Here is a 24,398-nt window from a genome sequence, read left to right as displayed (position 1 = left end):
TTGCTGTCTGAGATATTAGGCTCAGACAGAGTACCTCAGGTGTCTAAGGCAGGCTTTCAGCCACTATAAAGCCCGCTAGAAAGGCGATAATAATATAAACCCATATAGCCTGTTCTTTGGATTTTTGCTCTCGTAGGTACAAATCCTTAATTATGGCGTCCTTTGAGGCTTGGTACGGCCCTGTTCTATTGAGTACATACTTTTCGCTGCCACCAACCGAGCAAATGTAGTCTTTATTAGCCTGGAAAAATTCCCGTAAGCTACTTTGGGGGATGTTGATTTTATTGGATAAGCCGATAACGGTAGCCCCCTTAGGGCTGGTTTCGGCTAGGGCTTCGATCAATTTAATTTTATCGTCAAGATTCATGCTCGGTTCCCGAATAGGCTATTGTTCAATAGGCTTTTTAGATATTACCAATTAGGAACATCTAAAGACTTTGCTTTGGCTCCCATAAACGCTGCCATGATAAAGCCAAATAAGCCCCCGGCTATAGCTGCTAAGAACAAAAGGCCGAGTATCCAGTCGCTTTGCCAATATAGAAAGTTCATTAGCAAAGTCCACGGAGGGCCGAATAGAAGCGCAAACAAAAGGAAATTAATAAAAAATGTTGAACTCAGAGGAGGTGTAATATTGATGCCCAATTTAAGTATTAGCCGATGAAGCAGCGGAACAGAGGTGTAGGGGCTAACACCTTGCTTTTTGAGCTCTGTGGTATAGATATCAATTTTTTCTTGGGTACTTCTTTGCATCCGTTCAAGCCTCTCGTTTAGCCTATTATCCTTTTAAGGCTTCATTAGGGGTGGGTGTCCATATGTATGGATCTTTTTTCTCTAGGTTAAATCGCTGAATTTGATAGCTTTTTTCAGCTACTGTAGCAGTTGCCATTGTCTTTAGGTCGCAGCTAAACGGCCTATAGATCTAAACATCTGGCTGGGCTTCAAATTCCAAACGTTTGTCATTCAGCCATTTGCCCATGGCTTCAGGGTTTTGCATAAGTTTGCCCATCTCCCGCATGGCGTCTAAATGTGCTGGGTCTTGTTGTTCATGCATGGCCATGCCATGTTGCTGGCTTAGCTCAGCGATTTCTTCAAAACTATTGGCGCGAAATTCCAAATCGCAAGCGCCGCCGAGCTGTTTGCAGGTCATGGATTTCATAGTTTTCCTCTTTTATTGAGTAGGTTTAATGAGCTACTTTGAAAGAATGAAACGTCAGAATTAAGCCTATATCTATTAGGTTCATCTCGCAAGATTATATCTCATGACTTATGTGGGGCCTATAGTTGGCTCAATATGTAATGTCCTTAGAAAATAAGGTATAAGAATGAAATCATAAAGCCAAAAGCCGACAGGAATCCAGTCCAGTAAATCGGCTTTACCCAGTATGTAGGAACTATTTCGTTTAAGTGCTTATACCAGTGACCAATAGATCTAGTTGCCAGTAAGCCTAGGTCGACACCCTCGTTTTTCTTAGCGAAAAGTAGAAGTCCGGATAAGATTCCAAGAATAGAGGAGGAAAAAAACAGCAAATGGAATATAGCATCAAACAATGAGCATGACCTTATTGTAATTGGCTTTCTAAGAACTTTGGCATTATGCCAAAATTGTAAGCCAATGTAATAGCCACTAAACCACCTTCTTTGATTAAGTAAACCCAATCACAACGGAGGTGCAATATGGCGAAGTATCGAATTTTAAGTTTAGACGGTGGCGGTCTGAGAGGTTTGATAACGGCGCGTATTTTACAGCGCTTAAATGATCATTCAGACACTAAAAACTTTTTGGATAAAGTTGATCTGATAGTGGGGACGTCCACGGGCGGTATCTTGGCTTTAGGTTTAGCGAAAGGATTGAGCCCGGAAGATATTTGCCAGCTTTATATCAAGCGGGGCGGGAAGATTTTTGATGACAGCCTTTTGGATAATATTCTCGATCTCGGTAAAGTTATCGGCGCTGAGTACTCTACAACAGATCTCAAGCGGGAGCTCAAAAAAGTATTGGGTGCCACTACGCTTGGCAAGTTAAAACGAAACGTCGCCATTACGGCCTTCGATTTAGATAATGGCGCCAAGCAACGCAAAGACAGGCATTGGAAGCCTAAAATTTTTCATAATTTTAAGGGTAAAGGTAATGACTCAAAATTGTCGGCCTTAGATGTTGCGCTTTATACCAGTGCCGCGCCGACTTACTTTCCATCAGTGGACGGCTATATCGACGGCGGGGTTTTTGCCAATAACCCCAGTATGGTCGCTATAGCCCAGGCGATCTCCGAGGATAATGTTGCTGCGGAGCGGGCCAAACTTGCTGATATCGTTTTGCTTTCAGTTGGTACCGGTTATACACCCACTTATATCAAAGGGCAGCGTTTGGATTGGGGTTTAGGGCAGTGGGCAAAACCTCTAGTCGATGTCTTAATGGATGGTGTGAGCGGCATTGCCGACTATCAGTCGCGGCAGTTATTGGGTGACCGCTATATCAGAGTACAGCCAGAGTTACCTGAAAAGCCTGCCATTAAGCTAGATAGCGTAAAACAGATACCGCTAATGGATCAGTTAGCCAGTGATTATTCCATTTCGAAAACGAGCGCTTGGATAAAACAAAACTGGTGAACGCCCTAGGCTCAGAGCCTTTCGGCTCTGAGCCTGACTTAAGGAAGGTGGCTCAGGCATGGGATGGAGGTCTAAGAAGGCACAAAGCAACCATGAAAACCAAAGGGAAACTGCTCTTCGGCCCAGGCCATGGCTATCGGTCCGGCTTTGAGTTCGCCGGATCTAAATAGGGCCAATCCACTGCGAGATTTTTGACGATCAGCTAAGCTGTGAATGACGTATTCTTGGCCACTAGCACCATTGATAAACAAGGGCTCTTCAATGGTGAAGCCACTGCCGAAATCGTATATCTCGCGCTCGCCGCTTAGCGGATGATAGCTAATAAGATAGTCTTGATCGGCTTTATCAGTTGGCCCAGTTGGGCGTCCCATACCGATAAGATTTTGAGCGGTATATGGCGTGGCCTCCCTAAAGTTCGGAAATTCCATAGCTAGCTGGCTGCTTTGTTTTTGCCATTTCCCGTTTTTTAAGTTGATACGATATACGCTTAAATCGCTGTTGTATTGGGTTGCTTCCTTGGCAAAGGCTGATTGTGGTCCTAGCCCTAAGCCTTTAGCCATGATATCGGCGTTATGGTATTGGGCCATTGAAATAAACAATTCATCACCTTGCTCAAAGGCATTGCCAAAATGGAAAACAAAATTGGCGGGTATCTCGATGGTTTTGAAGACACTTAGGTCATTTTTATCGAGCAGCACGATTTCCGTTTTACCTTTGGCATCAAAGTTAAAGCTATCAAAGTATCGTTTACCTGGCGTATATAAATGGGCAGTGTTCACAAGAATGACAAATCGTTGGCTCAAGGCAAAGGCGTGCATATAGCCTGCTTGGTTCATTGGGATGGCTTTGACTCTTTTCAGCTTCGCCTGTGCGTCAAGCTGGTAAATAATCGTGCGAGCTTGCCCACTGTATATCCAAGAACCAATATTCCACCAATCGCCGTTGGCATCACGCAGGGGGTGTGCTGAAAAGGGTAGGTGTTTGAGATCTTCACCCCAATCAACACGTCCGTAGGTCGACAAATTTTCAGGGTCGATTTCATAGGCAGAGCCTGCCTCCCATAAGGCAAACAGTTTGTCGCCCATTTTGCGTACAGAGATATTGGCAGGATTGGCGCTGTCATTATTGCGCGCTGCTCGAGCATTTGGCGGGCTGCTGCCAAGGCCGTGATACAAAAAGCGCTCCGCATCTTCCTCCTTCAAAAACTTATCAGTGGCGACCATCTGTGCTTGGTGAAAGACTTTGCCACCTTCCAAACTGAATTTCTGAATCATGCCATCACCATCAAATAGATGGCTGTGTTGAAAACCGTTGCGCTCTAGCATAGCTGGGCTATTACGGTAGAGTGAGCCGCGCAAATCAGCCGGCCAATTACCCTCCAGTGTTAAAGCACGCTTTTCGAAACTCTTGGGTACGGCTTTAAAGGCTCCACCCAAATCAGCTGGCATTGCTGAGCCAGAAGCTAAACTTAGGCCACTCTTCGCTGCTAAGCCACAGGCTGTGCCTGCCGCTAAGGTTTGTAGAAACTCTCTTCGATTACTCATCATGAGCCCCTTATCGTAAATTAATGACTACGGTCTTATCGCCATCTAGTTTGAAGCTGGCTTTATCGAATTTTGCCGGGCCAAATGCCCCTGCGTCATTGGAAAAACCATATTGCTCACTTGGGATACCTAAGAGGTTACGATCCAATTTGCGATTATTGTTTGCATCGTGATACAGGCTAATCGCATATTCGCCTTTGCTGAGCTGGTTAAAGCTAATACTCAAGGTATCGCCCTGTATTTGGTGTTGAACATTGGCAATGGATTTACCATTCATGCTGTTGAAATTCTCTGCATTGTCGTAAAGGCTCAAATAGGTGACACCCTGCTGTTCTTCGTAACCTTTAATCAGCAAGGTCAGTTGGTGTTGCGATTCTTCGGCCTGAATTTGGCTGGCAAAACTTAGAGTCGGGTAAAGCGCCGAAGCGAGTACTGAACTGAGAGTCAGGGCGGCTAGCATAGATTTACGAAAAGGGTTGCATGGCTTAGTGATATTCATGTGGCTGTCTCCGTTTGGATATCTCTGTAATTGTCGATGATGCTAGTGTGCGAGAATCCAGCCCTGCAGACAGCTGCCAAAGGTCACTTCTTTTGCTCGGCTAAAACATGACTTTCGTCATTGTGGCTAATTCTTGATCAATTAACGAAAAGGCTATGAATGACTAGAGGTGGAAGCCCCTAAGCGGGATAGGTGTTGAAGGGCCGCAGCTAAGAAATCAACGTCGGTCAGATGAGTGTAAAGCTAGACAAACAGTATGCAGATATAAGCTACGCGGCCGATAAAACTAAGATAAGTAGTTTTCCAAGGCCGGACAATGAATATTAATAGCAGTAATTTCAATACTACCATCACCTCGCTTAGCTCAAGTTTGTCTAAGTCAACAGTGGCACCAGAGTCTACAGCTTTATCTTCAGAGCAAATAGCCTCGGTGCAGCTCTCCATTGAATCTTTAAGCGCTGAATTAGAGCGTAAGCCAGTGCTGAATCCGGATCTGGATCTGCCCAAATTTGCGGTATTCCAGGGTAATAATTATGGCTTGATCATGCCTGAATCCGAGAAGACGGATCGTATGCAAGCCCAGCTGGATCGCTTATCGAGTTCAGCTGGCAAGGGCTTGGTAGACTCAGGTCTATTGGAGAGTGAGAAGTTTCTGGAGTTTGCCGAAGGGCTTACAGATCAAGAGTTGGCCGATTTTGCCAAGGTATCCACGGCGATTCAAACGCCCGGGAAGTTTGAAAACTACCGCTTTGATGGCTCGCCAAAGGATAAGGCCGAAGCCTTTATGAACAACCTAAGCAAGATGGGCAGTGAGCTTAGAAGTGAGGTGCTAGCAAAAGCTGCAGAACTTAGCCATGGTGTGCCGTTAAAGGACAATAGCGCGACATATAGCGTGAAGGGCTTGCTGGATACTGGCTCCATTAAGGCCAATGATATCCATAACTTCTTGAATGCCATCAATCAGTTGACTGGAAACGCTGAGGCCCAGGGATCCTTTATGCAGGGTCTGGCTTCTTATCAAGAGGAGCAGCAGAGCAATATATTATCTGTGGCCGCCCATAGCGCTGATCATGCCTTACGATTAATGGACAGTCTGCAGCAATTTGAAAAAGATGTGCAAGATGAGACTCTTGATTATCTGGCACAAGTCATTGCTAAAAAATCATCTTTTGACATAGTGCCTCAAAAAGCGACTGACCCAGAAAACTGGAGTGGCGCGATATTGGGGTACGATAATCACGCGCCGACTGTGGTGGCCGGCTTAGTTGAGGACATCACTAGCCTAAGCGAAAACTACCGCTTTAATAATGAGCAGTGGCAGACAATGATGGGTGAGCTTTCCGGGCTGGATGCCGCTGCCCAGCGATCCTATGTAGCCATTACTAAAACCGGCTTAGATACCTTATTCGATGGCAGTAAAGATAAGCCTCAAGATCTGCAAGCCCAAGGCCACGCGATGGAAACCATCTCGCGATTGCGAGATAACGCGGTGATTCAAGATATAGTGTTGAAATCTAGGGTTGGAGAAGAGCGAATTTCAGGTGGGCGAAGCTATTTTGCCCACAAAGATCCAGCTGATTCTGAGCGAGACCAACAGGCAATGGTGTCCTTTTTAGTAACGGATGCCTGGTTAAACCGAGAAGATGAAGCTCGCACTAGCCTAATTGCTTCTAAGTTCAACAGCCTAAGTGCAGAGCAGCGCGACGAGCAAGTTGCCAAGATTAATGCGCTTGCTGGCGATAGCGAAAAACCCCTAGCCCTACAAAGTGATTTGCAAAACCGAGAAGATTACAGTGAGTTTTTACAACGTAGCGATGTAATGCGCTATAGCAACGATATAGCAGCCGTGGCAGCTCTGGATGAATCTCTCGAGGGCGTGCAAAATGAACAGTTTTGGTCATTGGCGCCACTTATGGAGCAATCTGTAGACAGCTTTGTCGCGACCTTAGCGGCCGCTCCTGAGCCACAGCAAATTATGATCCTAGAATATCTCGACTCCATTCAAAAGCAACAACTGCAGGACGAAGAAAACGGCCTTGAAACTATGAGCAAAGAGCAATTGCAAAGCACCTTAGTGGACTTTGTTGAGCAGTTTGCCAAAGCACAGCCAAATAACTAAAACGTCGTCAAATAACTAAATGCAATAGCTGCTTCAGGAACGAACGTGACTTTTGGCACCTATACACCTCTACATTAGAACTTATAATAGGCTCCATTACGCTTTTTACAGCTGATTGTTGGTGCCAAATAAGTTGTCGTTTATGGGGGGAATGTCTATGTCTATACCACGCTTGAGCCTAGGGGAGTGGGCGCTTATCGCCAGTGGCCTGCTCACCGTCTTGGTCGTAGCGGCGGTAGATTATCAAGTCAATAATCAATGGCAGCTCGATCGGGCGATTGCGTTTTTTGCTTTTATGTTGTGTTTTACTTGGTTCTGCCTAATGGCCGATGTTGAGAGCAGCTTGTTGGCAAAGGGGCTGGTGGCCTTTGAGGTTGTCAGTGCGTTTTATTTGTTTGCCGGTTATGCCTTTGAACCCATTATGGTGCTGTTGGTTGTAAGTGCAGGGCAGATGCCTTATGTGGCCGGGCGATATAACAATCTAATTCTGATTATTCTCAATATTCCTTTCTTTGTTTATTCCCAGTATTTCACCGAATCTCCATTACATTTGTTGAGTTTGGTCATGTTCATCGGCTTTCAGTTATTTGCCAGTTCTTCCAGCCAAGCGCGAAAAGAAGCGAAGGAAAACAAAGAGCAGCTGGAAGCCACTAACTTAAAACTACATGCTACTCAGGCTTTATTGGCTCAGCAAAGTCAGCAGCAAGAACGCATGCGTATCGCTAGAGATTTGCATGACAGTATTGGGCATCGCCTTACCGCCCTGAGCTTACAGCTAGAACATGCTAAACATGCCGAGCCATCGGACTTCCAGCTGTGGCGTGATGAAATCGGCCAGCAGATAAAGGAAACCCTAGGGCAGTTACGTGAGATTGTGAAGGCACGTAGGCAGCAAGAAGCTATTGATTTGGTGGCGGTACTTGATCAGCTACATAAACATTTACCCGAGAATATTGAGTTGAGATATCCAGCTTCACTAGCGCTTGAAGCGCCGGAGCTTGCGGAGCAAATGGCTTTTTGTTTGCAGGAAGCCATTAGTAATGCCTTGCGCCATGGTGCTGCTACTCGAATTGAAATTAGCTGTCCTAGCGAACAGCCCTTTCAGTTAAAGGTGAGCGATAATGGCCGATCAATCCAGCAGTGGCATGCCGGCAGTGGTTTATTGGGGATGCGTGAGCGTCTAAAAGAGTTTGGAGGCACGGTTGAGCTCAAACCCAATAGTGAAGGTATGGACTTACACCTAATCACAGCAAAAACCTTATAGCGAGTTACAGATGACGATTTCGATAGCGCTAGTGGATGATCAAGCTTTAATCCGCGAGGGCATTAGCCGTTTATTACAGTTGAATCCTCAGTATCATATGAGTTGGGAATCTAGCAACGGTGAGCAAGCCCTGAATATTCTCGAGGAACAGCCAGTAGATATTATTATTAGCGATATTCGAATGCCTAAGATGGATGGTATTGCTTTTGTAAAGTCGCTACGAGAACAGGGCAATAATACCCCAGTGCTTATGTTGACGACATTTGATGAGCATCAGTTGTTTATTCAGGCTTTACGGGCGGGCGCCAATGGTTTTTTATTAAAAGACGTCAGCTTAGAAAAATTGCACAGTGCCGTAGAAGCCGTCGCTGCAGGTGGCTTTTTGGCTGAGCCAGAATTGCTACAAAATGAATCGCTTCAGAGCATCGATGATGAACAATTAAGCCGCCCTTTGCTGATGGAGCAGCTGAGCGAAAAAGAATTACAAATTTTGCGTTACATCGCTGCCGGATTCAGTAATAAAGAGATCGCAGCGGCTGTTTTCTTGTCTGAGGGAACGATAAAAAATCATATATCCGCCATTCTACAGAAAATGGATGCTAGGGATAGGACCCAAGCCGTGGTGAAGGCACTTCGCTGGAAGCTCTTAGACTAGGCAAACAACAGCAGTCTATTGATCTCAGTGCGCGATAAGCCACATCCATATTCGCCCAAGCTATTATTCGGGTAACTTCTCAAGCCTTGTCTATACTGCTAACAATAATAAATGTATTTGGAAAAATGTTTGCATAATCAACTAGGTGATTGATTATGCAAACTACCATGCAGTATCCGCAAGGAGAAGTTTATTGATGAACGGCGGTAGTTTACACAGTGCGACAAAGAAGTTTTTTAGCCGGGGGGACCGCAATAGTGTGGCCTGGCGATTGCTGTTGTATGTGCTCTTGGTAAGCAGCCTATTTGCTTGTGTGCAGACTGGGGTTCAAATCTATTTGGATTATCGTTCTGGCATAAATCACATCGAAACTCAATTTCAACAAATAGACAGTAGTTATCGTTCAAGCTTATCTAGGAGTATATGGGAAGTTGATCGTGGCCAGGTCAAGAGTATTGCCAGCGGCTTAAATTCGCTACCTGGTGTTGAATTGGTGGTGGTGGATGAGTTTATCGGTGAGGCTAATAAGACGCAATGTGAGGGTGGTGAGTTTAGCGAGTTGGCTAGAGTGGCTGCCGGCCAATCGCTTGATTTTATCGAGAGGGTGTTTTTAATCCATAAAGGAGGAAACGCCAATGATAGTTGTATCGGTCGGCTAATGGTCCGGGTGTCGCTATCACCGCTTTATATCGACTTGACCAATAAATTCCTATTTATATTGGCGTTTCAAATGATTAAAACGCTTTCCGTCTCAATATTTATATTAGCAATATTCCATTATTTGGTCGCAAGACATCTGAATAAAATGGTTGATTTTGCCAACGCTATGGACAGTAACCCCGGAGGGGATCGACTGCGGCTTGATGGCGTAGATAAAGCAAACGATGAGTTGACGACTCTTGCGAGTGCTTTAAACAAAGCCAAAGAAAATATGCATAATCTGGTTGAATCCCGAACGGCGCAATCTTTGTTAACCCACGAATTGCAAAGCCGAAAAGACAAAGAAAAGTTAGAGAAGCAGCATCGTGAACAAATGCAGCGGAAAAATGAGGCGCTCGCTGAAGCTAATGAAGAGCTATTAGCTACCGTTGAACAGCTCGGCTCTACCCAAGAACAATTGGTTCGTTCAGAAAGGATGGCATCTATCGGCAATATGGTCAGGGGCGTTGCCCATGAGCTGAATACCCCAATAGGTGTGGCCGCTACTGGTGCAAGTCTCATTCAAAGTAAAGTTGTACACCTTAAGAGTCGATATCAAGCCGGCAGTTTAACCTCTAATGATCTTGAGGCAGGACTGGGATCGACTGAAGATTCGGCGGATGTAGTCGTTAATGCTCTAGGGCGCGCGGGCAAACTTATTAGAAGCTTTAAGGCCGTCTCGGTTGATGATCAAGATGACCAGCGAACGGTATTTGATATTGTCGAACACATCGAAACGGTAATGGGCTCTCAAGGACGGGAGCTGAGTGAACATAATATTGAATTTAAGGTTATCGGTGTTGACGCTCTTGAAATTAATAGCTTTCCGTCGGCTATGTATCAGGTGCTGACCCAGTTGGTTAGAAACTCTATTACTCATGCTTTTGAAAGTGATAAGGAAAACTATATAGAATTTCAAATTCAGCAATCCGGAGAAGATCTTGTGCTCCATTATCGTGATAATGGTAGGGGACTATCTTCGGAAGAGAAACAAAATATCTTCGATCCCTTTTTTACGACCTCATCGGATAGTGATCGAACGGGGCTGGGAATGAACATTGTTTATAACCTGGTACGGGATAGGTTCAATGGCACTATCAATGTCATGAGTGAACCAGGGAAAGGCGTGGATTTTCAGCTTCGCTTTTGCGAGGTCTTAGTCGATGAAACTAGCGAAGCTTAGCTATTGCTTGCTGCCTATTTTTCTTCTGCTTTCTTTACAGGTGTGGTCTGCAAATAGCGATCAAAGGATATTTTACAGCATAGCCCAGCTTTCAGTAGGCGATGAGGACAAAACCAATGTGAGCTTAATGCTTGCGGAGATGGTAAAGGAGATTGGGGGTACCAAGGAGCATGGTGAATACGATTATGGAGTTTTCCCTTTCCCTCGTTCTTTATCTAATTTGGCCTTTGCTAGAGCTGATGTCCATCTACCCGTTGTAGTGAATAAGGCCGGAGCCTCTGAGCTGGCTAAGCGTGGTTATGCCTATATTTCTGAGCCATTTGGCGAAGTGTCTTTTTCGGTCGCTTATCGAAGGGATGACTTAAAAATGCAAACTTGGCGAAAGGCAAACTTCGCAGCACAGCAACAAGGTGAGCTAAGTTTGATCAGTGATTCCTCTCAGGAGTGGTTTTTCTCTTACTTCAATAATATTGAATTTTCGAGTTGTCGGGCCTGCGCACTGGAAATGGTCGCTCGAGGTAGAGTAGGTGGCTTCTTGTTTGCGACGTTAGAGCTTGATATTTTAGTCAGTAATAGTGACTACGATAATATTGTTATAGAGCCGCTTGAAACTTTTCCAATGTCTATGATTTATCGTATGGATAACACTAAGAATGTAGAGAGGCGGGTAACAAGGGCCTTACGCGGCTTAAAACAAGATGGCCGGATAAAAGCCATAACTAAGAAATTTATTGATTTTCATCAGCAGCCCAATCAGCCGCTGATGAATAGCTCGGTTAGTAACTAGGCTTCATAGCCAAATGGGTCGTCAACAGAATAGCTTGGCTCCGTAAACCAAACAGGCCCGTCTTCGCCCATATAGAAATGATCCTCTAAGCGCACACCAAACTCTCCAGGCAGCACTAACATCGGCTCATTGGAAAAAACCATGCCCGGAGCTAAAGGCGTCTTGTCTCCGCGAACTAAGTAAGGGCCTTCGTGAATATCGATACCGCAACCATGCCCGGTGCGGTGAGGTAGGCCCGGTAATTCATAGTCTGGGCCAAAGCCTGCCGCGTCTAGGACCTCGCGCGCAGCGTAATCCGCTACTTCACAGGCTTGCCCTAGCTGGGCGGCGGAAAATGCGGCGGCTTGCGCATCTTTTTCAACCTGCCAAGCCTGACGCTGACGGTCAGTGGCATCACCATAAGCGTAACTGCGGGTGATATCGGAGTTATAACCTTCGACAAGGCAGCCCGTATCGATCAGTACCCAGTCGTTCTCTTGCAAAACTTGCGGATCTTTCACACCGTGTGGAAAGCTGCTGGCAAGGCCAAATAATACAATGCAGAAGGAGGAGCCGCTGGCGCCTACACGTTTATGGGCTTCATTAATAAACTGCGTGACCTCAGTAGTGCTAATGCCAGGGCGCAAGATTTTAGCCGCTGCTTTGTGCACTTCCAGTGTCATATCTTTAGCTCGTTGCATCAAAGCCAGTTCGGCTTTTGACTTTTGAGCGCGACAGGCCGTGCTAACACTGGCACCGTTTACAATCTCAAGCTGAGGGTTGGCTTTGGCAATAGCGTCCACTTGAAAGAAGCCTGTGGAATCGTCAATACCGAGTTTGCCGGAACCAATACCGGCTTGTTTTAATACCTCGCCCAACAGCTGATGTGGGCTTTCATGCTCATGCCAGCCGTGAAATGGGGCGTCGATCAGCATAAAGTCTCTTAAAGAATTTTCTTCAAAGTGCGGTGCGATATAGTGAAGCTCACCATTAGCCAAAAGAAGGGCACCGACCAAACGTTCACTGGCATACCATTTAAGACCAGTGAAGTAATACAGATTTGTACCAGCATTTAGATAGCAGGCCTCTACACCCTGTGATTGCATGAGTTGACAGGCACGCTGCTGGCGTTCGATAAATTCTTCTTTACTGATAGGCACAATATTACTCATATCTGCCGCTATCTCGCTCAGTTTTGCCAATTCTACTTCGGGGCTCGAGCCGCCTACGCCTATGGTCATGCTAATCTCCATGAGTATTTTTAGTTTAGGGGCTTATTATTATGTCTATCGGCAAAAAGGTGTAGCGGTTTTCTGCAGTCCCCTCCAAGTAGAATGCGGAAAAATTCGCTTCGACGGCATAAAATTTGGCTGGCCTAGGGCCTTGTCATGGTGGGGGCGGCAGTGGAGAGGGGCCAAGGTGGGCTAGTGTAGGACAAGGGTGGAGTAAGTGGAGGGCTATACAAAGAACCAGCAAAGCTCTTTGTATGTTATCTGATCAGTGTTTTATTGCATTGTCATACTGGATTTCACGGTAATTAATAAAGTGCCTGCAAAAATTAATACGACACCGCTTATTGCCGCCGTATCAAAACGTTGTTGCCAGATAAAGACCGAGGCTATACAAACTAAGGCGATACCTACCCCAGACCAAATTGCATAGGCTAGCCCAACATTCATGGATTTGAGCACAAATGCAAAAACAAGCCCAGACAAGGAGTAAAAGAATATCGAGCCCATGCCATACTCCCATTTCTCCCATCCATTTGAGGCTTTTAATAACAGCGTGGCGCAAACTTCGGTGATGACAGCCGCAGCTAAGAGTAGATAAGTCATTTCTATGCTCTATTTGACGTTAGGATTTTACAACCAGCCTTTCTGCTTGGCGATTCTTGCCGCGTCGATACGGTTACTGGCGCTAAGCTTGGCTATGGCTTCTGATAAGTAATTACGGACTGTGCCTTCCGATAAAAATAACTTTTCTGCGATTTCACTGGTCTTTAAGCCTTCTCCGGCTAGACGCAAGGCCTTGCGCTCCTTATCGCTTAACGGGTCATTATCGCCAAGTGCACTTAAGGCTAGCTCTGGATCGATAACTGTTTTGCCTTGCATAATCTGTGAGATTGCTGCTAGCAGGGTTTCTGAGGGCGCTTCTTTTAAAATAAAACCACCGACACCCGCTTCGATCGCTCGTCGAATATAACCCGCGCGAGAAAAGGTGGTCATTATAGCTACGCGAATTTTGGGAAATTGCTGACGCAGCTTTTCCGCTAGCTCAAGCCCGGTCATATTGGGCATTTCAATATCGCTCAATACCAAATCAGGTTGCAATTCTTCAATCAACTTCAAGGCTTGCAGACCGTCTTCCGCTTGCCCAACCACCTCCAAACCTTCCTCTAGCTGAATTAATGCGGCGATAGCACCGCGCACCAAGGCTTGATCTTCAACAATTAAAACTTTAGTCATTACTTATCTCTTTTCGAATAATCACAGAAGTGCCTTCAGGGCCTGCGCTAATGCGGTAGTCGGCCGCAATGGCGGAGCAACGCTCTTGCATGCCTAAGGTTCCATTGCCGGGTTTTATCTCGGCGTTTTCGCCGTTGTCCCAGATGCTCATGTACAGCTCAGCCTGCTCCAGCTTTAGACATAGGCGAGCTTTGTTACCTTTGCTGTGGCGTAAGACATTCGTGCAGGCTTCTTTCAATAGCAGAATAAAAGTGGTTTCGAGCTCGGGACTTAAGATTGAGTCCGCCTTGAGTTGATTGTCACACTCAGATTCAAATCCGGCACTTGTTAGCCTCTCACACATCAGTTTGAACTCTGCGCCTAGGCCTGTTTTCTTTAAACCGGAAACACTTTCGCGGACTTCGCTCAATGTGCTGCGGCTTAGCTCAGCCACCTCGCCGATTTCTTTGGCGGCATTGTCATGTTGACCAGCCTTCAGCAGTTTCTCAGCTAGGTCGGCTTTTAGTGCAATACTCGATAAGCTGTGTCCTAGTAGATCATGTAGGTCGCGGCTGATACGCTCACGTTCAGCGATTGTTGCCAATTGTTGAATCTGTTCTTGATCTTTCGCTTCGGCGAAGCGATGCAGTAAATCTTTGCGTACGAAAACGGCGTTAATAAAAAGGGCTAAGCTCAGAAATATCGCGATCCCCAAAAACATAAAGTCATAGTTGCGCAGCAAAGCGAAAGCAACGATCTCCGCAGCAATCGTTAATGCAAGTATCCACAAGGCTTTAGGTAATGGAAAATAGTAGGCGGTAAGAAACATCGCAAAGCCAAACAGAGCGTTGCTGCCAGGCGTAAAGCTAGAAACATAAATGCAGCAAATGATCAGTGCCGCTATGGGGTAGATTGCATTTTTCGAATCGCTCTTTAAGCCCCAAAAATACAAACCGAGAAATACGGCATAGCTAACAAAGATTTTAATCCAATCCGCTAGCTTCAAATACTCTGCCGACATAATGACAGGTAGGAAATAGAACAAGGAAAATAATAGTGAGATCATATTCCACTTTTGCGCCCGAGGGGCAAAGAGTGAAGGCATATAGTCGTTTTTCATTATGTTTCCTTATTTTTGAAGCACACATTTTTAGGGATTGTGTAGGCGCTGTAAAGTACCTTATCCGAGATAAGGTACTTGCTCTTTAGCGAGTGGATATTTTTATTGATGCTTTTCGATCAATGAACTGGCCCAGTAGAAGTTTGGCTCGATAGCCACTGCAGCGCGCCAGTCATTTAGTGCCTTATTGCTCTCACCCAGTTCCATTTGTGCAAGACCGCGCCATACATAAGCTTCCGCAAGACCCCAATGGTAACCAGAGTCGCTGTCATCAGCGTATTGATTGATGGCAGAACTTAGTGACTTGATGGCTGTGGTCTTACTGCCGCCAAACAAAGTTGGGGTAAAGTAATCGCTAACGCCTGATACCAAATTTACTCTTGGGTTTTCGGGGGCTAGCTCTTTCGCTTTGGCGATGCTTTTGCCAGCCTTAGGGCCGTAATACATGCCTTTCATTGGGTTAAAGCCGATCTTGGTGCCGTAGATATGTCCCAATAGAGCCCAGGCTTCTGGATTTTCAGGCTCTTCGGCCGTTAGACCTTCCATGGTTTCCATGGCTTTGTCTAAGGCGGCGTTAGCGGCTTCGCTATCGGCTTTTACATTAAAGCTCACCGCAAGGCGATAGTTGGCCAATGCGCTATCATAGCTGTCACTGCTTTGGCTCAGCTCTTGTAGGCTGACGGTATCGAGGGCGCGAGCTGCGGCTTCGATGTCATTGATGGTGGCTTGGTCCGCTAGGATGTTCATGCTGTTTAGACTAAAGATACCAATAACCGTTGCTAAGATTTGCTTTTTCATAATGATCTCCCGAGGGCTGTTGTTTAATGTGGGATCAGTATGCAAAAACTCAGCAAGAGTTTTTAGAGAGCTTTGTCAGGAGTTTTGGGTGACAAATGTCATAAGATGAAAAGTGGATGAATGAGCTTCGAATTGTTAAGAGGGGCGGGTTGATTGGGGTTTGATTAAGGCGTGATGAGGGAGGCGTGATGAGGAAGGCGATATAGAGATGGGGAGTTATTGATGCGTGTTAACGGATGTCTAAGTCGGGGAAGGCAGTAAGATTTCTACCTTCCCCATAGCTTTAGCTCGCTGCGCGTAGGCCTTCAGGAGCGTAAACGCGTTGCGCAGCAACTTGATCAGCAACGCGATTGGTCGGTAAACCTTGCTCTTGGGCACGCCCAAAGATCTCTTCAAGTGTGTGCGCAATCGTATCGACGTGGGCTAGCATCTCGTCGCGACTTTTGCCTTCACGTTGATAAGCGATATCAATGATGCCACCGGCATTCAAAACATAATCCGGAGTATACAGAATGCCTTTTTCTAAAAGGGTTTCGGCAACCTGGGCTTGTGCCAGCTGGTTATTGGCGGCGCCGGCGATGACCTTGGCCTGCAGCTCCTGCACGGTATCTTGATTAATACTGCCGCCTAAAGCACAAGGGGCAAACACATCGGCTTGCACGCCGTAAATATCAGTGGGGGCCACTACGGTTGCGCCAAGTTGTTCAGCGGCACGCTCGCTATTCTGGGCGAAAATATCGCTTACGATAAGCTCAGCACCGGCATCTTTCAGATGTCGCGCCAAGTGAAAGCCAACATTCCCGACGCCCTGGATAGCGACTTTTAAGCCAGTCAGATCGCTTTGGCCGAAGCGGTGCTTCACGGCAGCCTTCAAGCCTACAAAAGTGCCGTAAGCCGTAGTAGGCGACGGATCTCCACCGTGCTCACCTTCGGGATTAATGCCGGCAACATAGTCTGTACTGCGAGAGATGACCTCCATATCGGGCACAGAAGTGCCGGAATCTTCGGCAGTAATATAGGCGCCTGAAAGGCCATTAATATACTCTCCCAGTGCTAGTAGCATCGCTTCGCTTTTGTTCGCACGCGGATCGCCAATAATGACGCATTTACCGCCTCCAAGTTGCAAGCCAGCAACAGCCGATTTATAAGTCATGCCTTTGGATAGGCGCAGCACATCTGTGAGTGCATGTTGAAACGAGGCATAGGGCCACATGCGACAGCCGCCTAGTGATGGGCCAAGATTGGTATTGTGGATAGCAACAATGGCCTTTAAGCCAGATTGTGGGTGGTTAAAAAATACCACTTGTTCATGTTGGTCAAAGTCTGGATGGTCAAAAACAGACATAGTCTCGCCTCGTTCTTTCTAATTCATTGTACTGTTTAATGCCAAGCTTATTGGGCTCGAATAGCCCTCAAATATAGTCCTATCGGGATGTAAAATTTATGCCTTTATTTAGAGAATATGGCTATTTTGTGAATAATAATTACCTTAAATATGTATATTGGATATAAAATATTCTTTGTTGTGGCAGGCGAGGCTTTAAAAGATACTTCCATATATAAAAAGCTCGATTGTTTGCGGGGCCTGCCTTCTTTGTGGCCAGGCTTTGGGTGAATTGATAAAAGGGGTAAACATGGATCTCGATAAAGTCGACCGAAAGATACTCAAGCTTATCCAGCGCGATGCCAGTCTAACGGCCTCAGAAATCGCCGAGCGGGTAAACCTCTCACAGCCGCCGTGCTGGCGCCGAATAAAAAGGCTAGAGGAGGCCGGTTATATTAGGGCGAGAGTGGGGCTGCTTAATCGGCAAATGTTGGGCTTAAATACCGTCATCTATACCGAGGTTAAGCTTACCGCCAATGGCCGACAGGAATTGCATGCCTTTGAGGAGCGTATTCGAGAGGTGGATGAGGTGACGGAGTGTTATGTGATGCTGGGGCGGGTGGATTTTCTATTGCGCATTGTCACTAAAGATATGGAGCACTACGAGCGCTTGTATCGTGATGTTTTATCCCAATTGCCAGGGGTGCAAGAATTCAACTCCAGTGTAGCGATGAGTGAAATTAAATTGAGCACAGAACTGCCCTTGGATGCGGTTTAACGGTGGTTTGCAATCGAAGCAAGGCGGCTCTGCAGGTTACCAACATGTAATTCAAGTTGATGGCCATCTGGATCTAAAAAGTATAGCGAATCGCCTTCGCTGCTATTGTCTTGCCATTGTTGTACCTTGGCGGCCTGCAATTTGTTTTTCCAGCTTTCAAAATTTTCTTGGGCAACGCTAAAGGCTAGATGACTATAACCTTGTAGTGCGGCTCGATAGTTTTCTTTTTCTACCAGGCAAAACCATAAACTACCGCAGCTAAGGTATACGCCTTTGTCCCAGCGGTGCTCGATATCAAACTGCAGTAGGCCATGATAAAAAATAAGGGACTTTTCGAGGCTACTGCAGCTTAAGGTAATATGATTTAAACCGGTAATCATAGTTATTTAGGTATAGTTATTTAGGTATAGTTACTTAGGCATTGTCGGCGTATTGCCTTGTAACACTTGGCTAAACAGTTCTCGATCGATATTAGCGCCACTCAAGACTAGGCCAATATTCTTGTTCTGTTGTAGATCCCGTTCTTGTTTGAGTGCAGCTAGCGCAGCAGCGCCTGCGCCTTCAGCAACAGTATGGCAGCATGAAAATAGTTGTCGCTGGGCTGAGGCTATCTCGTCATCATTTACACTGACAATACGGCTGGCACCATTTTGAATGATATTCATGGCGGCTGCTTGAGGTTCACGACAGGCCATACCGTCGGCATAGGTATTTACACTGTCGGTACTAATTATTTTCTTTTGTTCGAATGATTGCTTAATGGCATCGGCACCAGTAGAAACCACACCAATAACTTCGGTATCCAGCTTGAGTAAGTCCCTTATGGTTATGACGGCGCAAATACCTGAGCCCATGCCAATGGGGATATAAACAGCATCAAGGGGCTGGCTATTGAACATTTCATAAGCGTAACTGGCCACCCCCAAAACTAAATCTCGGTGGAAAGAGGGCACCATATGCCAGGACCTTTCTTCCGCCATTTGTGTAGCAACTTTTCTGGATTCGTCAAAGTCTTTTCCGGCGATTACAAGTTCAGCCCCAAAGGCCTTCATAGCGGCATTTTTCTCAATTGAATTACCCTCTGGCACAACAATCAGAGCTTTGAGCCCCAGCTTAGCCGCGGCCATTGCGATCGATTGTCCATGATTACCGCGGGTAGCCGATGCGATGCCCTGGCAAGTCGGCTCACGTTTTAACAGGTTTTCCAGATATACCAAGCCGCCTCTGACTTTAAAGGCGCCGGTTGGATTGTGGTTTTCATGCTTGAGGAATGCTGAGCACCCTAATTCATCGCTCAACAGTGGCCACTGTCGGCAGGGACTGGGATTTAAGGTTTGATAAATTTGGGGTAATACGGTTTCTAACTCTGCCAGTTCAAACAGGGGTTGCATCTTAGCCTCGTAACTAGATCTATATTCACAGTACTTGTTGTAGCATGAATATATTTGCAGGCCAAGTTTTGATCCGCTGAGGCTGTGCTTAGTTGGAAATTGCGAGCAGTGGCTTTGGGTTACTGCAATCCCCTCTTTGCGCACGATTGCGGCCCGCTTGCTTGGCTTGGTACATGGCAGCATCTGCTCTTTGGAGCATGGTTTCCAAGTCATAGTGGTTGCTGCTATCTACCCAACCAATACTCACTGTGTAGGCGATGCAGTGTTTGCGGTCAATATAGTTTTCTTGAGCAACAAGCTGGCAAATCTCGTTTAAAAACTTCTCACATTGTCGAGCACTCATATTGGGCAAAAGCAACACAAACTCTTCACCTCCATAGCGTACAAAGGTGTCGGATTGGCGAGTGCGGCTACCAACGATTTTACAAAAGTGTTGCAAGATATGGTCGCCAATCTGGTGGCCAAAGTTGTCATTAATTTTTTTAAAGTGATCGATATCCATCAAAGCAAGGCAAACGGCGTTGCCGTGTCTACGATGATATTGTAAGTACTGCGGCCCGTATTCAGATAGATATTTGCGATTGTTTATTCGGGTGAGATGATCCTTCATGGAGAGGCTAACAAGTTCTTTGTGGTGGCGATTAAAACGAATATTGATCATGACAAAAATTGCGGCCATCAGTAAGGTGTTTAGACCTAATAGAATTGGCAAAGACTGGGCCAAACTTTCTTCCCTTTGGTGTAAATCTCTAAGCGTATTAGCCAGACGTTTATTGAGTAGAATTAGAAACTGATCAATAGGGGCCATTATACTATGCTTGGCTTCTTTGTAGCGCTCACCAAATAGCAGCGCTTTGGCTTTTTCCTTGTCGTTTGGCGCCAATGTAAAAGCTTGTTGCTCGATAAGTGCCAATTTATCAGATTGGTTTTGAGCAAGATTAAGGAGCGCGAATTCGGCCTCGCTATAAGGCATTTTGTTCATCAGCTCAGTCAGAGCGACACGTTCCTGGCCATAATGCTGTGAATTACGTTCACTCTCATTTAAATTCCAGTAAGTGGCGTGATAATCCTGAGGACGCGCTGTGATACCGTCACGTATAGCAAGGATTTGCTGAAAAGATTCTAAATATTGTGCTTTTCCGGTAACGACATAGTTTTGAGCAAAAAAAGTGAGTTGATCCGAGCTTTGTTGCAACTCATTGGCAAGAGCCACCATGTCAAAGCGGTTGTTCTCGACTCTGGCAATTTCATGGGTGAGTTGATAAAAGTCGTTTATGAGGTAGGCACTATAAACCAATAGGCCCAGTAGCAGTGCCTGTAATGCATAAAAGTAACGATGGAATCCCTCTGACAGCTTCATAAATACCATTTACCTTGACTTTCCTACCCTGCCTGGCCTGCTGCCTAGACAATATCCTTCGCTTTGCTAACGGCAGAAAGTGATGATAATTGAGTAAGCCATTAGTATTTGTATGGCTTTATGACAGGCGGTAGTTTGATGATGCCGCTGCTTGGGCGCAATAGTGTGAATTAAGCTGGCTGGCTAGGGGCATCATTAATCTTGGCTTTAGCGCAGATGCATAAAGGGAGCACTTTGGGCGGCGCCAATCTGCAGTGTCACCCTAGAGTTGCTGGGGGCCTTGGGGTACAATTCGCGCCTTTCAAATTACCAGTACAGCCCCAAAACGGTGGGCCAAATAGGCTGGTGATGCATTAATGAACAGTGATTTAGTGACTCTTTATGGAAATCAACCCCATTATTAACCAGTTAAAAGACCTACAAACGCGTACCGATACGCTTAGGGGGTATCTTTGACTATGAACACAAGAAAGAGCGCTTAGACGAGGTAGAGCTGTTGTTGGGCGAGCCTGATGTCTGGAATGACCAGGAAAAAGCCCAAGAGCTTGGCCGTGAACGATCTTCTTTAGAGGCGGTGGTTGAGACCATTGATACTCTAAATGCGGGTATAGCCGATGCCCATGAACTGCTCGAAATGGCTGTTGAAGAGGACGATGAGGATACCGTTGCTGAGGTAGAGTCCGAGCTTGAGGGGCTAAATCAGCACCTAGCCAAACTAGAGTTTCGTCGTATGTTCTCCGGCGAGATGGACCCCAACAATGCCTATCTTGATATCCAATCAGGCTCTGGTGGCACCGAGGCTCAGGATTGGGCTGAAATGGTTTTGCGCATGTATTTGCGCTGGGGTGAAGCCAAAGGCTTTAAGACCACCTTAGAAGAGGCTTCGGCAGGTGATGTGGCAGGTATTAAGTCTGCCACCATCCGTTTTGAAGGTGAGTATGCTTTTGGTTGGTTACGCACCGAAACGGGTGTTCATCGTTTGGTGCGAAAGTCTCCCTTTGATTCGGGTAATCGTCGCCATACCTCATTTTGTTCGGTTTTTGTGTCTCCAGAAATTGATGACAATATCGAAATTGATATCAACCCTGCCGATGTTCGTACCGACACCTATCGCGCATCGGGTGCGGGTGGTCAGCACGTTAACAAAACCGATTCTGCGGTGCGTTTAACCCACGAACCCACCGGTATCGTAGCGGAATGTCAAAGCCAGCGCTCACAACATAAAAACCGCGATCAAGCTTGGAAGATGCTGCGTGCAAAATTGTACGAGCAGGAAATGCTTAAGCGCAACGAAGAAAAGCAAGCCGCTGAAGACAGCAAGGCCGACATCGGTTGGGGCAGTCAGATTCGCTCCTATGTGCTGGATGATCAACGCATTAAAGATTTGCGCACCAGTGTGCAAACCAGCAACTGTAATGCGGTACTCGATGGCAATCTCGACCAATTTATTGAGGCAAGCCTGAAGGCTGGTCTATAAAAATTTTACTGAATTAACTAACGAAAGAGCTTTAATCATGAGCGATAACAAGCCACAAGACGAAAACAAATTAGTTGCCGTGCGCCGCGAAAAATTAGCCGCGCTGCGTGAAGCTGAAGGTCCAACCTTTCCGAACGATTTTCGCCCGAAACATAAAGCTCAGGACGTACAAGATAAACACGCCCAAATCAGCAAAGAAGCCCTAGAAGAAGACGATATTCAAATTTCTGTGGCTGGCCGAGTGATGGCGATGCGTGGCCCTTGGATTGTGATTCGTGATGTTAGCGGCACTATTCAGTTGTACATCACTAAAGAAGCTCGCCCCTTTGCTAAGAAGCTCGACCTAGGTGATATCGTTGGCTGTGAAGGTAAATTGCACCGCTCGGGTAAAGGCGATCTTTACGTTAACATGGACAGCTATCAGCTGTTGACCAAATCTTTGCGCCCGCTACCTGATAAATACCATGGCCTGGCCGATCAGGAGATGCGTTATCGTCAGCGTTATGTCGATTTGATCGTTAACCCCGAAGTGCGCGATGTTTTCCGTACCCGTTCAAAAGTTATCGAGTTTATTCGCAGCTACTTAAACGGCCAAGATTATATGGAAGTGGAAACGCCCATGTTGCAGGCGATTCCAGGAGGGGCGACAGCGCGTCCTTTCGTTACCCATCACAATGCTTTGGATATCGATATGTATCTTCGTATCGCGCCAGAATTATACCTTAAGCGTTTGGTTGTCGGTGGTTTCGAGCGTGTTTATGAAATTAACCGTAACTTCCGTAATGAAGGCTTGTCGACTCGTCACAATCCTGAGTTCACCATGTTGGAGTTTTACCAAGCCTATGCAGATTACAATGATCTGATGGATCTCACCGAAGATATGTTGCGCAAAATGGCTGATGCGGTGTTGGGCACCACCAAGGTTCGCAATACGGTGAAAAACGCCGAAGGTGAAGTAGAAAGCGAAACCATTTACGATTTCGAAAAACCTTTTGATCGTATTTCTGTATTTGACTCTATCTTGAAGTACAACCCAGATATGGACCCTGCGGAGCTTGCTGATGAACAGGGCGCTCGCAAGATTGCTGAAGGCTTGGGTATTCCAATGAAAGATATCTGGGGCTTAGGCAAGGTACAGATCGAGATCTTTGAAAAGACCGTTGAGCACCGCTTGGATAATCCAACTTTTATTACCCAGTATCCAGCTGAGGTTTCACCGCTAGCGCGTCGTAATGATGACAATCCATTTGTTACCGATCGCTTTGAGTTTTTCGTCGGTGGCCGTGAAATCGCAAACGGTTTCTCAGAGCTTAATGATGCGGAAGATCAGGCTGAGCGTTTTCAACAGCAAGTTGCCGAAAAAGATGCCGGTGACGATGAAGCCATGCATTACGATGCCGACTATGTTCGCGCATTGGAATATGGTTTACCGCCAACGGCGGGTGAGGGCATCGGTATCGATCGTTTGGTAATGTTGCTCACGGATTCCCCGTCAATCCGCGACGTCTTACTATTCCCAGCTATGCGTCCGGAATAATTAGGCTTCACTTGTGTACAGTGCTCGCGATATTCAATTAGAAGGCAGTTGGAATAGGCTTCTCGCAGAAGAATTTGAGAAGCCGTATATGCAACAGCTGGGTGATTTTTTGCGAGCCGAAAAAGCGGCGGGTAAAACCATTTACCCGCCGGCCCCCTTGATGTTTAACGCCCTAAATAGCACCCCTTTTGATAAGGTCAAGGTCGTGGTATTAGGACAGGATCCGTACCATGGGCCAGATCAAGCTCATGGTTTAAGCTTTTCTGTACCCGCCGGTGTTCGAATACCCCCGTCTTTGTTGAATATTTATAAAGAAATCGAGCGGGATTTAGGCATTCCCATTGCGAGTCACGGCTGTTTGCAAAGCTGGGCTGATCAGGGAGTGTTGCTGCTTAATGCAACGCTTTCGGTTCAGCAAGCCAGTGCAGGCTCTCATCAAAATAAAGGCTGGGAGCCGTTTACCGACCGCATAATTGCTTTGCTAAACGAGCAGCGTGAAGGCCTAGTGTTTCTACTTTGGGGTAGCTACGCCCAAAAGAAAGGACGTATTATTGATACCCATAAACACTGCGTTCTCAAATCTGTTCATCCATCACCACTGTCGGCTCATCGAGGCTTTCTTGGTTGTGGTCACTTTTCTGCTGTGAATCAATATTTGCAGCAACATGGATCGAGCCCAATTAACTGGGCGGTGCCTGCGGTATAGTTTGTAATAACAGCACTCCGCCTACGGTTTATTGTATATTTTGACGACTTTTTCTTCGAACTCATAAGTTTTTGTGATATTTCCGTGAGCAATTACGCTCATGCTATGGCCAAATAAATAAAATTAT

At 46.1% G+C, this 24,398-nt stretch carries 24 protein-coding genes; 10 read left to right on the top strand and 14 right to left on the bottom strand.

What is annotated here, in order from left to right; all coding sequences use genetic code 11:
• Positions 1-43 precede the first annotated feature (43 nt).
• The 3 genes from Q1A41_RS10870 to Q1A41_RS10865 form a co-directional block, all read right to left on the bottom strand.
• Complete coding sequence (locus Q1A41_RS10870; protein WP_299978479.1) at positions 44-367, bottom strand: hypothetical protein; 324 nt, start codon at positions 365-367, stop codon at positions 44-46.
• Positions 368-411: 44 nt separating this feature from the next.
• A complete protein-coding gene (locus Q1A41_RS20380; RefSeq protein ID WP_363322366.1) occupies positions 412-750 on the bottom strand; it encodes a DUF6404 family protein in 339 nt (112 codons plus the stop codon).
• A gap of 169 nt (positions 751-919) precedes the next feature.
• Positions 920-1,156: a DUF1059 domain-containing protein gene (locus Q1A41_RS10865; protein WP_299978476.1), complete on the bottom strand. Its 237-nt coding sequence runs from the start codon at positions 1,154-1,156 to the stop codon at positions 920-922.
• Between the two features lie 518 nt (positions 1,157-1,674).
• Here Q1A41_RS10865 and Q1A41_RS10860 point away from each other — a divergent pair.
• The gene (locus tag Q1A41_RS10860) at positions 1,675-2,607 is read left to right on the top strand and encodes a CBASS cGAMP-activated phospholipase (RefSeq protein WP_299978473.1); all 933 of its coding nucleotides are present in this window, start codon (positions 1,675-1,677) and stop codon (positions 2,605-2,607) included.
• Positions 2,608-2,678: 71 nt separating this feature from the next.
• Here Q1A41_RS10860 and Q1A41_RS10855 read toward each other — a convergent pair whose 3' ends face one another.
• Both Q1A41_RS10855 and Q1A41_RS10850 read right to left on the bottom strand, forming a co-directional pair.
• Positions 2,679-4,151, bottom strand: coding sequence for a carotenoid oxygenase family protein (locus Q1A41_RS10855; protein ID WP_299978470.1), 1,473 nt, complete (start codon positions 4,149-4,151; stop codon positions 2,679-2,681).
• Between the two features lie 10 nt (positions 4,152-4,161).
• Positions 4,162-4,650 (bottom strand): DUF2141 domain-containing protein, encoded by a 489-nt coding sequence (locus tag Q1A41_RS10850; RefSeq protein WP_299978467.1) that lies wholly within the window; start codon positions 4,648-4,650, stop codon positions 4,162-4,164.
• Positions 4,651-4,966: 316 nt separating this feature from the next.
• On the opposite strand from Q1A41_RS10850, the gene Q1A41_RS10845 reads away from it, so the two are divergent.
• The 5 genes from Q1A41_RS10845 to Q1A41_RS10825 all read left to right on the top strand — a co-directional run bounded on the left by Q1A41_RS10845 (position 4,967) and on the right by Q1A41_RS10825 (position 11,357).
• The gene (locus Q1A41_RS10845) at positions 4,967-6,769 is read left to right on the top strand and encodes a hypothetical protein (RefSeq protein WP_299978464.1); all 1,803 of its coding nucleotides are present in this window, start codon (positions 4,967-4,969) and stop codon (positions 6,767-6,769) included.
• Between the two features lie 157 nt (positions 6,770-6,926).
• The gene (locus Q1A41_RS10840) at positions 6,927-8,033 is read left to right on the top strand and encodes a histidine kinase (protein WP_299978461.1); all 1,107 of its coding nucleotides are present in this window, start codon (positions 6,927-6,929) and stop codon (positions 8,031-8,033) included.
• Positions 8,034-8,043: 10 nt separating this feature from the next.
• A complete protein-coding gene (locus Q1A41_RS10835; protein ID WP_299978458.1) occupies positions 8,044-8,688 on the top strand; it encodes a response regulator transcription factor in 645 nt (214 codons plus the stop codon).
• 196 nt (positions 8,689-8,884) lie between these two features.
• Positions 8,885-10,570, top strand: a complete 1,686-nt coding sequence (locus Q1A41_RS10830; RefSeq protein ID WP_299978455.1) for an ATP-binding protein — start codon at positions 8,885-8,887, stop codon at positions 10,568-10,570.
• Entirely contained in the window at positions 10,551-11,357 is an 807-nt protein-coding gene (locus Q1A41_RS10825) for a transporter substrate-binding domain-containing protein (protein ID WP_299978452.1), read from the top strand. Before Q1A41_RS10830 ends, Q1A41_RS10825 begins: the two co-directional genes overlap by 20 nt.
• Here the strand turns inward: Q1A41_RS10825 and Q1A41_RS10820 are convergent.
• The 6 genes from Q1A41_RS10820 to Q1A41_RS10795 all read right to left on the bottom strand — a co-directional run bounded on the left by Q1A41_RS10820 (position 11,354) and on the right by Q1A41_RS10795 (position 17,043).
• Positions 11,354-12,577: a Xaa-Pro peptidase family protein gene (locus Q1A41_RS10820; protein ID WP_299978449.1), complete on the bottom strand. Its 1,224-nt coding sequence runs from the start codon at positions 12,575-12,577 to the stop codon at positions 11,354-11,356. The genes Q1A41_RS10825 and Q1A41_RS10820 overlap by 4 nt on opposite strands.
• 264 nt (positions 12,578-12,841) lie before the next feature.
• Complete coding sequence (locus Q1A41_RS10815) at positions 12,842-13,171, bottom strand: multidrug efflux SMR transporter (RefSeq protein ID WP_299978446.1); 330 nt, start codon at positions 13,169-13,171, stop codon at positions 12,842-12,844.
• 27 nt (positions 13,172-13,198) lie between these two features.
• Positions 13,199-13,801 (bottom strand): response regulator transcription factor, encoded by a 603-nt coding sequence (locus tag Q1A41_RS10810; protein WP_299978443.1) that lies wholly within the window; start codon positions 13,799-13,801, stop codon positions 13,199-13,201.
• Entirely contained in the window at positions 13,794-14,900 is a 1,107-nt protein-coding gene (locus tag Q1A41_RS10805) for a sensor histidine kinase (RefSeq protein WP_299978440.1), read from the bottom strand. The genes Q1A41_RS10810 and Q1A41_RS10805 overlap by 8 nt, the downstream gene beginning before the upstream one ends.
• A gap of 102 nt (positions 14,901-15,002) precedes the next feature.
• Positions 15,003-15,698, bottom strand: coding sequence for a hypothetical protein (locus Q1A41_RS10800; RefSeq protein ID WP_299978437.1), 696 nt, complete (start codon positions 15,696-15,698; stop codon positions 15,003-15,005).
• A 283-nt stretch (positions 15,699-15,981) separates the two neighbouring features.
• The gene (locus Q1A41_RS10795) at positions 15,982-17,043 is read right to left on the bottom strand and encodes a Glu/Leu/Phe/Val dehydrogenase dimerization domain-containing protein (RefSeq protein WP_299978433.1); all 1,062 of its coding nucleotides are present in this window, start codon (positions 17,041-17,043) and stop codon (positions 15,982-15,984) included.
• A gap of 289 nt (positions 17,044-17,332) precedes the next feature.
• On the opposite strand from Q1A41_RS10795, the gene Q1A41_RS10790 reads away from it, so the two are divergent.
• Positions 17,333-17,800, top strand: a complete 468-nt coding sequence (locus Q1A41_RS10790; protein ID WP_299978430.1) for an Lrp/AsnC family transcriptional regulator — start codon at positions 17,333-17,335, stop codon at positions 17,798-17,800.
• Here Q1A41_RS10790 and Q1A41_RS10785 read toward each other — a convergent pair.
• From Q1A41_RS10785 to Q1A41_RS10775, 3 genes are all read right to left on the bottom strand, one after another.
• The gene (locus Q1A41_RS10785; RefSeq protein ID WP_299978427.1) at positions 17,797-18,180 is read right to left on the bottom strand and encodes a VOC family protein; all 384 of its coding nucleotides are present in this window, start codon (positions 18,178-18,180) and stop codon (positions 17,797-17,799) included. The genes Q1A41_RS10790 and Q1A41_RS10785 overlap by 4 nt on opposite strands.
• Positions 18,181-18,210: 30 nt before the next feature.
• Positions 18,211-19,191, bottom strand: coding sequence for a threonine dehydratase (locus Q1A41_RS10780; protein WP_299978424.1), 981 nt, complete (start codon positions 19,189-19,191; stop codon positions 18,211-18,213).
• An 88-nt stretch (positions 19,192-19,279) separates the two neighbouring features.
• Positions 19,280-20,551, bottom strand: a complete 1,272-nt coding sequence (locus tag Q1A41_RS10775; protein ID WP_299978421.1) for a GGDEF domain-containing protein — start codon at positions 20,549-20,551, stop codon at positions 19,280-19,282.
• Between the two features lie 381 nt (positions 20,552-20,932).
• Between Q1A41_RS10775 and prfB the strand changes: the two genes are divergently transcribed.
• From prfB to ung, 3 genes are all read left to right on the top strand, one after another.
• Positions 20,933-22,028, top strand: a protein-coding gene (prfB, locus tag Q1A41_RS10770) for a peptide chain release factor 2 (RefSeq protein ID WP_299978419.1) whose coding sequence is annotated in 2 segments (ribosomal slippage) — positions 20,933-21,004 and positions 21,006-22,028 — 1,095 coding nt in all. Because the reading frame shifts where the segments join, the coding sequence is not laid out codon by codon here.
• A gap of 37 nt (positions 22,029-22,065) precedes the next feature.
• On the top strand, positions 22,066-23,565 hold the full coding sequence (gene lysS, locus Q1A41_RS10765; RefSeq protein ID WP_299978416.1) for a lysine--tRNA ligase: 1,500 nt from the start codon (positions 22,066-22,068) through the stop codon (positions 23,563-23,565).
• A gap of 13 nt (positions 23,566-23,578) precedes the next feature.
• Positions 23,579-24,271, top strand: a complete 693-nt coding sequence (gene ung, locus Q1A41_RS10760) for a uracil-DNA glycosylase (RefSeq protein WP_299978413.1) — start codon at positions 23,579-23,581, stop codon at positions 24,269-24,271.
• Positions 24,272-24,398: the final 127 nt, after the last annotated feature.

The sequence above is a fragment of the uncultured Pseudoteredinibacter sp. genome (genome assembly GCF_947502065.1).
In the GTDB taxonomy this organism is placed as follows: domain Bacteria; phylum Pseudomonadota; class Gammaproteobacteria; order Pseudomonadales; family Cellvibrionaceae; genus Pseudoteredinibacter.
This window is presented reverse-complemented; position numbering and strand designations above follow the sequence as displayed.